The sequence below is a fragment of the Roseibium sp. RKSG952 genome, from assembly GCF_009711355.1.
Window position 1 is genome coordinate 1 of sequence record NZ_SMMF01000767.1, and the last position, 8,237, is coordinate 8,237.

The window sequence follows — 8,237 nt, forward strand, 5'->3', positions numbered from 1 at the left end:
TACGCGTGAACTTTTGAATCAGGCTCTGAGACAAGACGGAGGCCTGCCGTCCGGCCAAGGGTCGGTTCCGCCAGCAGGCTGAGTTCGTGTTGTGGGGCTCCAAGGGGCCATGGCACGACAAGGACGGCCCGACGCATCCGGGCGTGATCCGGTGCGGGGTGATTGCGGGCGGGCCGAAACAGCACACCACGGGCAAGCCGTTGCCGTTGATGGATGCGCTGGTGCAGGTCTGTCCGGCCGGAACGGTGCTTGATCCGTTTGCAGGCTCCGCAACAACCGGCGTGGCAGCCCTTGTGGCCGGACGGCGGTTTGTCGGGTGCGAGCGGGAAGAAGCCTATTACACGATCGCCAGTGAACGGCTTTCAAAGGCGGTTTAAGGGGAGTTTGAAGCGTCTAGGACCCGAACGTAATGCCAATGCCCTGCGTATAGCGCGAAAGAGCTGAAGATAACTGCTTTGGGTTGTTGAAAATGACTCGACAGCAAATAAGCCGGACTTAATGTTCAAGAGGATTTTTAAAGAAAATGGCTCAGGAGCACTTTATGTCGATGTTGCCTCACAGATTGGGTTTGGCAATTCATATTGAACCGGAAAAACCAATTGAACTAACGGACTTGCTTTCCGGCTTAAAAAGCATTGGTCGTGAGTATCAACATTACTCCCGCAATGTTCTAGGAGTGAAAGACTCCGACGCCTCAAAACTCTACGTGGGAAGTGTATCCCCCGGGTCAATTGATGTTTTTTTGCAACCAGAGTTTATCGATAACGCAAAAACTGGCCTCGCACTTCTGACCTCTGCCGGTCCGGTGGATGCTGCGAATGCAGTGCTTGATTTCGCGAATAAGTTAGGGGGGCTGATAAAGCGTTTCGAGACCAAACCAGACCCAAAAGACGTTTCAATTCGCGAATGCGAAAATGTCATGAATATCACGAAAAACACGGTTGATTCTGGCGGTAGCCAAGTGATCAACTATGTGAATGTTAAGGGTGATTTCAGTCCTATTATTAACATTTCCACTGATACAGCGAAGAACGCCTTCAAAAATGCCTCGGAAGCCAAGGCGGAGTTGGAATTTCCAAAAGCTGAACGAAAAAACTCGGTGGCCATGATTTGGAAAACATTTGACCGCTCACCGGGTAAGACAGAAGGTCAAAGAAGCCCGGACAAAGGGCTCATCGAAGAGATACACCCCGCAGCCAAGTCAATATTGTTTGGCGATGATGAAGCCGGTTTAAAGGCAGATATCTTAGCGTCCGATGAGAACCCAATGCTGATGTTGTATTACGTGGATGTTGAGATCGTTCGTGTCGATGACAAAATCAAAGCTTATAGAATTGTCGGTTTTAGCGGCAAAGAGCCGTTGGAGGAAACCCCCAGCGCAGCAGAATAGAAAATCGTCTCTACTGAGATGAGTTACACCTCTGAACGGCTTTCAAAGGCGGTTTAAGGGGTGTTTGAAGGAGGGTGGCGGTTGCAATTTACCAAGTTTCGCCACTCTTATTGATAGGTAAAGGATATTCATGCAATCTTGAAAATTACGCTGGGGGAGTTTGGTGGGGGTAGGCACTTGGCGGGGCAATCATTTAACGGGGAAGTCGAGAGTTTTATTAACCGTTGGTCAGGTGGCGAGGGAGGGCAGGAACGCGCTAATTATGCATTGTTTCTGTCCGAACTTTGCGATGTTCTTCAGGTTGCAAGACCGAAACCGGCATCTGCAGCCCATGAACGTAATGACTATGTTTTTGAGCGGGCAGTAAAGAGCCACTCATATGGTGAGACGTCGAAGCGCGGGCGTATCGATCTTTACAAGCGTGGCTGCTTTATTCTTGAGGCTAAACAAACCCGCGTAAAAGAGCCAAGTGTTCAAGCATCAGGTCAATGTGATCTGTTCGATGTCGAAGATCCGACGCGTCCCAACCACTCCAAGGGCTGGGACGTTGTCATGACCAACGCGCGCAAGCAGGCCGAAGGCTATGCGCGAAAGTTACCCGATGACCACCCCTATCCTCCTTTTATCCTGACGTGCGATGTAGGCCGTCTCATTGAGGTGTTTGCCGATTTTTCCGAAACAGGCCGGCACTACTCACCCTTTCCGGATCCGAATTCGTTTCGTGTTCGTCTTGAGGACTTGAGGGACGATACCGTCAGGACACGGCTTGCGATGATCTGGCGGGATCCTCTCAAGCTGGATCCGTCCAGACAGAGCGCAAAGGTGACACGTGATATAGCTGCAAGACTGGCAAATGTGTCCCAAGCCCTGGAAGACAGGGGACATGAAGCTGGTGGCGTGGCCCTATTCCTGATGCGCTGCCTTTTCACAATGTTTGTGGAAGATGTCGGTTCCGGAGTGGATCGGAACACGTAATATCAATGACTTACAGAAAAATTGGCTGGGGAACCTGGATTCGAACCAGGACTAACGGAGTCAGAGTCCGCGGGTCTACCGTTAACCTATTCCCCAACTGGGTGCGCCTCGGCGCCGGTGAGGGCTCGTATATATCCATCGGCTGATTGAATGCAACAGCCATGCCCGGTTTTTTTGCCGCTTGTTGAAAACCGCGAACAGTCCACGGCCGCGCAACTTTTTGCTTTGGCATCAAACCAGTCCTTTCCGTGCGCAATTCAACCTGTTACAGTTTTGCCAACAGGACATGCGCCCAGCCGGGCATTGTTTATGCAACCGGCTGAGCTGAAAGGTAAAAGAGTGAGCGAGTCAGGTCAGGAACCGCCCGCAAACGGGCGTGGAGCCGCTGACGCGTCCGGGAAGTCAGGCGCTCTTTCTGAGCGTGGCAGATCCAAGCGCAGGCGCCGCAAGCGCCGCGCCAGAGCAAGGGACGAAAATGGCGCCGGCAAGGCGGTCGCGTCCCAGGCGGGCAAGTCCCAGTCGGACAAAAATGCCCGCTCGGATTTGCCGGGGCATCTGCAAAACGGACGCGATGAAAGGGGCGGCACCACACAGTGTCTCCAGGGGGCGATGCCCTCGGGGGGCGGGAGTGGCAAGTCGAATGATCCGCGCCTCAATGGCGTGCCGAAAGGGCGGTCCGGCAGTCAGGCTCCGGCGGCAGAGCAGGGGGATCCCCGGCGGCGTAAACGCAAGCGGGGAACAGGGGTAGCCGTACACGGCGCCGGCATGGACCGGAAGGCCGATCTCCGGACCGGAAACAAGGGGTCAGGGCGTGAAAATGTCCAATCCGGTCAAGGTCAGAGTACCTCCGGGAAATTGTCCGGTTTGAAGCATGGCCGTGGGGCGGCGGTCACATCGCCAGCTCCGGATGCAGCCCCGGCGGCCGACAGGCACGGGCGCGCAAGCGCCAGACACACAACCGGAAAGCCTTTCAAAAACGCCGGGTTTCACTGCGGGAACGGCGTGTCTGGCGGAAAGCCGCTTTATGCCGCGCTCGATCTTGGGACCAATAATTGCCGCTTGCTGATCGCGCGGCCCGAGGAACGCGGTTTCCGGGTGGTCGATGCCTATTCGCGCATCGTGCGGCTCGGCGAAGGGGTCGGTGCCAACCGGCGTCTGAGTGAGGCGGCGATGGATCGAGCCGTCGAGGCGCTGGCGAATTGCCGCCGGAAATTGTCGGACCGCGGTGTCGAGCGCTCCCGGCTGATTGCCACCGAAGCGTGCCGGGCGGCTGAAAACGGCATGGCGTTTATCGATCGGGTGCACGCGGAAACAGGGCTATCGCTTGAGGTGGTCGATCGGGAAACCGAAGCGCGTCTGGCGGTTGCGGGCTGTGTTTCGCTTGTCGATCAGGAGGCCGACGGGGTCATTCTGTTTGATATCGGCGGCGGGTCGTCGGAAATTGTCTGGCTGGACTTGCGCAACAGGTGCGGTGCGCGCGGCTATGCGCTGACCCGGTTTATCCGCTCATGGACGTCACTTCCCGTCGGTGTGGTCAATCTGGCGGAGCGCCATGGCGGGGTGGATGTGACCCCGGCGGTATTTGAGGCAATGGTTGCCGATGTCAGTGATCACTTGAGCGCTTTTGCACTCGGGAGCGACCTGAGTTCAGCCATTGCGAGCGGTGCCGTACACATGCTCGGCACATCGGGAACCGTGACAACCCTCGCCGGGGTGCATTTCGGGCTGAAGCGTTACGACCGGCGCAGGGTGGACGGCGCATGGCTCGACAATGCCCAGGTAACGACCATGATTGATCGTCTGCGCGGAATGCCTTACGAGGAGCGCGTTGACAATCCTTGCATTGGAGCGGACCGGGCCGATCTTGTGTTGGCAGGCTGCGCGATCCTGGAGGCCATCCGGCGCCGGTGGAGCTGTTCGCGGTTGCGCGTGGCCGACCGGGGGCTTCGGGAGGGGATCTTGACGGAATTAATGGCAGCTGACGGCGTCTGGTCGCGGCGCCGCAGACAGGGAGGCCGCGAGCGCGGCCAGTATCGAGGCAAATCATGAGCCGTTCGAAAAAGGGAACGGGCGACCGGGGTCTTCATGTTCGTGTGAAGACATCCGCAGGGCGCCGGGAATCGTCCACACGCTGGCTGGAGCGCCAGCTCAATGATCCGTATGTCCGCCGTGCCAAGCAGGATGGCTATCGTTCGCGGGCCGCCTATAAGCTGATCGAGATCGACGAGAAGTACAATCTGCTTAAACCCGGCTACCGGGTGGTCGACCTTGGGGCTGCTCCTGGCGGCTGGTGCCAGATCGCGGTTGACCGGGTCAGGTCCGCACCGGAAGCGCCCAAGGTGGTCGGCATCGACTATCTCGCCATGGATCACATTCCAGGTGTCGCCTTCTTGCAGAAGGATTTTCTGGATGATGATGCACCGGAGGCGCTGATCAGCGCGCTTGGCGGGCATGGTCCCGATGTGGTGATCTCCGACATGGCGGCCCCGACGACAGGTCACAAGCAGACAGACCATTTGCGCACGACGCATCTGTTCGAGGTGGCCATCGACTTCGCGATCCGGAATCTGGTGCCCGGCGGCTCGTTTCTCGCCAAGGTGTTCCGTGGCGGAACGGAAAACCAGTTGTTGCAGCAGCTCAAGCACGACTTCAAGACGGTGTCCCACATGAAACCGCCGGCAAGCCGCAAGGAAAGCCCGGAACTCTATGTGATTGCAAAAGGCTTTCGCGGGCGGCAGGAGCAGGGCGAACATTAAGGTTCCAGGGGATGGCCCGGTTCCGTGGCAATCGGGTCTTTTCATCCTGTCACCTGCATGTTATTGACCCGCGCCAACTTCTCCGGCACAGCCGAAGCGATTCGTTCAGGATGCAACGCCCCCCATGGCGCTGTGTCCCGTATAGACTTTTACTAATAGGGGAATTGGCATGGCCTCGTTTTTCGTCCCGTCCACCGGTGGTGAAGCCCTCACATTCGACGATGTGTTGTTGCTTCCCGGCCATTCCGAGGTGATGCCGGCGCAAACGGATTTGCGCTCCAGGGTTACGAAAAGCCTGGAATTGAACCTGCCGATCCTGTCATCTGCCATGGACACGGTGACAGAAGGACGGCTCGCCATCGCCATGGCGCAGGCCGGGGGGATCGGGGTTATCCATCGCAATCTCACTCTTGATCAGCAGGCGGAGGAAGTCCGCAAGGTCAAGAAGTTCGAGTCCGGCATGGTGGTCAATCCTCTGGTGATCGGCCCCGATGCCACGCTTCAGGATGCGCTTGATCTGATGAAGGGCTACGGGATTTCCGGGGTGCCTGTTGTCGAAAACGGCGGCAGCGGCGGACAGGTTGTCGGCCGTCTGGTTGGAATTCTGACCAACCGGGATGTCCGCTTTGCCTCCAGCCCGGATCAAAAAGTCTACGAGCTGATGACCCGTGAAAACCTGATCACGGTGTCGGAAAGCGTCAGTCAGGAAGAAGCCAAGCGGCTATTGCATCAGCACCGGATTGAAAAGCTCCTTGTTGTCGACAAGGACAACAATTGCATCGGTCTTATTACCGTCAAGGATATGGAAAAGGCGCAGCTCAATCCGAATGCCTCGAAGGATGATCAGGGGCGGTTGCGTGTTGCTGCTGCGACCAGTGTCGGCGATGAGGGTATGGACCGTGCCGAGCGCCTGATCGATGCCGGTGTTGACCTTGTCGTGGTCGACACCGCTCACGGCCATTCGAGCCGGGTTCTGTCGATGGTCGAAAAGGTGAAGCAGCTGTCGAACTCGGTGCAGGTTCTGGCCGGTAATGTGGCAACCGCTGACGCGACCAAGGCGTTGATCGATGCCGGAGCGGATGCCGTCAAGGTCGGTATCGGACCGGGGTCGATCTGCACCACACGTATCGTTGCAGGTGTTGGTGTGCCCCAGCTCACCGCGATCACGGAATCGTTCAACGCGGCCGAAAAGCAGGGCATTCCGGTCGTTGCTGACGGCGGTATCAAGTATTCGGGCGATCTGGCCAAGGCGATTGCCGCGGGAGCCTCGACCGTCATGGTGGGTTCGCTACTGGCCGGCACCGAGGAAAGCCCGGGCGAAGTCTATCTGCACCAGGGGCGGTCTTACAAATCCTATCGCGGCATGGGATCTGTCGGGGCCATGGCACGCGGCTCGGCCGACCGCTACTTCCAGGCGGAGGTTCGTGACACTCTCAAGCTGGTTCCGGAAGGGATCGAGGGACAGGTGCCTTACAAGGGCGCGTTGTCCAGCGTGTTGCATCAGCTTGCAGGCGGGCTTCGGGCTGCCATGGGGTATGTGGGCGGAAAGACCATTCCGGATTTTCAGGAAAAGGCGCGGTTTATCCGGATTTCAGGAGCGGGTTTGCGTGAAAGTCATGCGCACGACGTCACGATCACGCGTGAGAGTCCGAACTATCCCTCTAATGTTTAACGGAAACGGCCGCCTTCCTGCGGATGTGCGGCGGAGACATGTATGAAAGACGGTGGACGCCTGCAGGCGGCAATCGAAGTTCTCGAAGAGATTGAAACCCGGTACCGGCCGGTTCAGGCAGCCCTTAAGGACTGGGGGAATGCCCACCGGTTTGCGGGTTCCGGTGATCGCACGGCGATCGGAAATCTCGTCTTTGATGCGCTGCGTCATAAATTGAGCCTTGCAGCCCGGGTGGGAGACGCATCCGCCCGGATGCTGGTATTCGGCGTTTATGTATTGTCCTGGGAGAAAGGCGTTGATGGCCTGCTCGAAGCGGTAGATGGTGACCGCCATGCACCGCCACCACCCACAGGGTCTGAGCAGGAGGCGCTTCGTCTTGCGTCGAATGCGGTCCCTGGCGGGGCTGCGGCTGCAGATGTGCCCGAGTGGATCTGGCCGGAATTTGAGAATTTCTTCGGCGAAAGCGCTGTGGCAGAAGGTCAGGCTCTGGCTGCGCGCGCGCCAATCGACCTGAGGGTGAACAGCCTCAAGTCGGATCGGGAAAAGATCCTGAAGCGCCTGTCTCATGTGGATGCGCAGGCATGTGCGAGGTCGCCCTTGGGGCTGCGAATTCGTCCGAAACCGGGTGCCTTGCGGATGCCGCACGTCCAGGCGGAGGAGGGCTACCAGAAGGGCTGGTTCGAACTGCAGGACGAGGCGAGCCAACTGGCTGCGCAGCTTTCGGGCGTCGCGCCGGGGATGCAGGTTCTGGATTATTGTGCCGGTGGCGGCGGCAAGACGCTGGCCCTGTCGGCCCTGATGCAAAACAAGGGGCAAATCTACGCCTATGATGCCGACCGGCTTCGGCTCGCCCCAATCCATGAACGTCTGAAGCGGGCAGGGGCGCGAAATGTTCAGGTCAGGGACCCCGCGAGTTCGTCGCTTGACGATCTCAAGGAAGAAATGGACCTTGTTTTCATCGACGCGCCCTGTACGGGAACCGGTGTGTGGCGCCGCAGACCGGATTCCAAATGGCGGCTTTCGGAAAAGGCGCTTGAGGATCGTATCGAGGATCAAAGAAATGTCCTTGAACGCGCGCGGGCTTACGTCAAGCCGGGCGGGCGGCTGGTATATGTGACCTGTTCCTTGCTGAACTCCGAAAATGCCGGGCAAATCTCTTGGTTTCTCGAAAAACATCCGGAATTCCAATCGGTATCGGCGCTTGATTTGTGGCGGGACCGGCTACCCGGAGTATCGGAACCCGCATATGTCAGCGAGCGCGGAGATGTCACACTTTCACCGGCTTCCACAGATACGGATGGTTTCTTTGTTGCGATCCTGGAATGCCGGAAATGACGTCTGATTTATCGTCATTTCAAGCCGTTAAAACTGATTGATCGCAAGCCCACCCTGCCGAGCTGATGAGCCCGGCGGGTATGGAGTTCGTCCCTGTTTCCGGACAGTC

The 8,237-nt window shown here is 57.8% G+C and carries 7 protein-coding genes and 1 tRNA gene; 7 read left to right on the forward strand and 1 reads right to left on the reverse strand.

The window, feature by feature from the left end; all coding sequences use genetic code 11:
• Positions 1 to 86 precede the first annotated feature (86 nt).
• From E1297_RS06000 to E1297_RS06010, 3 genes are all read left to right on the forward strand, one after another.
• Positions 87 to 377 carry a DNA methyltransferase gene (locus E1297_RS06000; RefSeq protein ID WP_209015660.1) on the forward strand — a complete coding sequence of 97 codons (291 nt, stop codon included), beginning with the start codon at positions 87 to 89 and terminating at the stop codon, positions 375 to 377.
• Between the two features lie 146 nt (positions 378 to 523).
• Positions 524 to 1,390: a hypothetical protein gene (locus E1297_RS06005; protein WP_155135244.1), complete on the forward strand. Its 867-nt coding sequence runs from the start codon at positions 524 to 526 to the stop codon at positions 1,388 to 1,390.
• Positions 1,391 to 1,567: 177 nt separating this feature from the next.
• Entirely contained in the window at positions 1,568 to 2,365 is a 798-nt protein-coding gene (locus E1297_RS06010) for a type IIL restriction-modification enzyme MmeI (RefSeq protein ID WP_155135246.1), read from the forward strand.
• 22 nt (positions 2,366 to 2,387) lie between these two features.
• Here the strand turns inward: E1297_RS06010 and E1297_RS06015 are convergent.
• Positions 2,388 to 2,461 (reverse strand) — tRNA-Gln (locus E1297_RS06015).
• Positions 2,462 to 2,704: 243 nt separating this feature from the next.
• Here E1297_RS06015 and E1297_RS49735 point away from each other — a divergent pair.
• The 4 genes from E1297_RS49735 to E1297_RS06035 all read left to right on the forward strand — a co-directional run bounded on the left by E1297_RS49735 (position 2,705) and on the right by E1297_RS06035 (position 8,128).
• Complete coding sequence (locus E1297_RS49735) at positions 2,705 to 4,414, forward strand: Ppx/GppA phosphatase family protein (protein WP_368669467.1); 1,710 nt, start codon at positions 2,705 to 2,707, stop codon at positions 4,412 to 4,414.
• Positions 4,411 to 5,121 carry an RlmE family RNA methyltransferase gene (locus tag E1297_RS06025; RefSeq protein WP_155135248.1) on the forward strand — a complete coding sequence of 237 codons (711 nt, stop codon included), beginning with the start codon at positions 4,411 to 4,413 and terminating at the stop codon, positions 5,119 to 5,121. Before E1297_RS49735 ends, E1297_RS06025 begins: the two co-directional genes overlap by 4 nt.
• 169 nt (positions 5,122 to 5,290) lie before the next feature.
• Positions 5,291 to 6,793, forward strand: a complete 1,503-nt coding sequence (gene guaB / locus E1297_RS06030; RefSeq protein WP_155135250.1) for an IMP dehydrogenase — start codon at positions 5,291 to 5,293, stop codon at positions 6,791 to 6,793.
• Positions 6,794 to 6,835: 42 nt separating this feature from the next.
• Positions 6,836 to 8,128 carry an RsmB/NOP family class I SAM-dependent RNA methyltransferase gene (locus E1297_RS06035; protein WP_155135252.1) on the forward strand — a complete coding sequence of 431 codons (1,293 nt, stop codon included), beginning with the start codon at positions 6,836 to 6,838 and terminating at the stop codon, positions 8,126 to 8,128.
• Positions 8,129 to 8,237: the final 109 nt, after the last annotated feature.